1 protein-coding gene and 1 pseudogene are annotated in these 2,090 nt (G+C 78.4%); both read right to left on the bottom strand.

Annotated features, from left to right (window positions below):
* Positions 1-1,664 (bottom strand): transglutaminase TgpA family protein (locus D0D15_RS35650; RefSeq protein WP_162830736.1); only part of this gene is annotated, 1,664 nt, incomplete at its 3' end.
* 238 nt (positions 1,665-1,902) lie between these two features.
* Positions 1,903-2,090: pseudogene (locus D0D15_RS35645) on the bottom strand (hypothetical protein); the annotation flags it as partial.

The following is a 2,090-nucleotide window of genomic DNA, read 5'->3' as shown; positions in this document are numbered from 1 at the left end:
CCCGCGGGCGCCTCGCCGCTCCCCTCCCCCGCCGCCACCGGCGGGTCGAGCAGGTCCTGCGACGCGGGCAGCTGCGCCCGCGCGCCCGCCGTCGCGGCGGCCAGCCCGGCGCCCGCGGACGCGCCGGGTGTCGCGGTGCCCGTCGGGTCGAGCGGCACCCAGCCGACGCCTTCGACCGCCACCTCCGGCCAGGCCAGCACGTCACCGTTGCGCACCACGTCCGGCCCGGCCGGGGCGCGGAACCCGACCACCAGCCGCGCCGGGATGCCCCGCACCCGGGCCAGCGCCACGTAGGCGGCCGCGAACTGCTCGCTGGTGCCGCGCTTGGCGGTCAGCAGGAACTCCGCCAGCTGCGGCCAGGAATGTCCGGTCGGCAGGTTCTGCCCGGTGGCCAGCCGGTAGTTGTCGCGGAAGAACCGTTCCAGCGCGAGCGCCGCCTGGAACGTGGGCCGGGTGCCGTTCACCGCTCGGTCGGCGAGCTCGGCGATCCCGGGCGGCACCTCGCCGACGCCGGACAGGCCGCCGGGCGCGTCCGGGTCGATCGCCGCGCCGTACAGCGAGCCCGCCGGGATCTGCGGCGCCCACCAGGTCAGGGTGTAGTCGCCGGCGCGGCCGCCGTCCGGCACCAGCAACGTGCCCTGCCGCTCCTCCACCAGCGGCTCGGCCCCGCTCACCCCGGCCGGCCAGGTCTGGCTCGGCAGCCACGGCCCGCCGAGGTCGACCGCGGAGATCCGGGCCGTGCGCGGCTCGACCGGCACGGTCACCTCCGGGCCCGGCCGGAGTTCGCTGCCGAGCGTGCGGTACCGGCCGCCGGGTGACCAGTTGACGCCGTCGAACTCGTCCAGCACCGCCACCGCCCACCGGTCCACCCCGGCGGCGCCGTCGACCCGGAACACGGGCGTCGCCGGGTGGGCGAGCCGGTAGGCGATGTCGTCGAGCGGGTTGGCGATCTGGACCGGGGTGAGGGGGGCGAGCTGGTCGTCCTTGAGGGAGTACCGAGCCGGCGGGGCCGGCACCGCCACCCCGGCGACCACCACGCACCCGGCGGCGAGCGCGACGGCCACGATCGCCGACGGGAACACCGGACGCGGCCCCTCCGCCCGCCCGCGCCCGGTCGTGGCCGCGCCCGCGGCCAGCGCGTACGCCAGTGCCGCGGCCACCGCGCCCCAGCCGGACGCCGCCGCGTAGAACTGGCTGAGCACCACGACGGCGAGGCTCGGCACGAGCGCCACCAGCGGCCGGCTCAGGCGGAGCAGTTCGGCGCCGAGCACCGCGGCGAGCAGCGTGAGCAGCGGGACGAACAGCAGCACCGCCGGCTCCGGGCGGGCCGGCCAGGTGGACCGCAGCGCCAGCTGCCAGGACTGGGACACCCCGCCGGCGAGCGCGTGCAGGGTCTCGCCGGTGGGCAGCCCGCCTGCGGTGGTCGGCCACAGGGTCGTCTCGACGACGGCCAGCAGCCCGGCCACCATCGCCACCAGCGGCCGCAGCCCCGGACCGCGCACCACGGCGACGACGAGCAGCACGACGGCCGCGGGCACCGCGACGGGCACCAGGAGCGCCCGCAAGCCGAACACCGGGGCGAACAACAGCCCGGCCACCACGGCGGCGAGCACCACCCCGGCCACGGGAACGATCCGGGAACCACGCTCGGCGCCGCGGTTCACGCGACCACCCCTCGCCACGAGCCGCGGCGCCCGGCCCGAGCCGGAGAACCGAGCGGATTCTGCGGCGCAGCACAGTCCACACCGGACAGTGCCGCCCTCGCCCCGCCGCAGTCCACGGCCGCGGCGCCCGCACCGGCATCCACACCGGACACGGCCGCCTCCGCCCGAGCGCAGTGCGCCGCGGCCGCCGGGCGCGCCGCGGCCGCCGCACCGCCGTCCACATCGGACACAGCCGCCCTCACCCGGTCACCTCGTTCCACTGCCGCACCGCCTGCGTCGCGTCGGGGGCGAGGAGCACTCGCGCGCCCGGCACCGCCGCCGCCCGGGATCCCGCCTCCTCCAGCGCGATCACGAAGATCGTGTCGTAGCGGTCCCGCAGCCAGGTCAGCGCGGGCGGCGGCGGTGCCGGGCGCGCGAGTGCTCCTC

Origin of the sequence: Amycolatopsis thermalba, assembly GCF_003385215.1 — a bacterium.
In the GTDB taxonomy this organism is placed as follows: domain Bacteria; phylum Actinomycetota; class Actinomycetes; order Mycobacteriales; family Pseudonocardiaceae; genus Amycolatopsis_E; species Amycolatopsis_E thermalba.
This window is presented reverse-complemented; position numbering and strand designations above follow the sequence as displayed.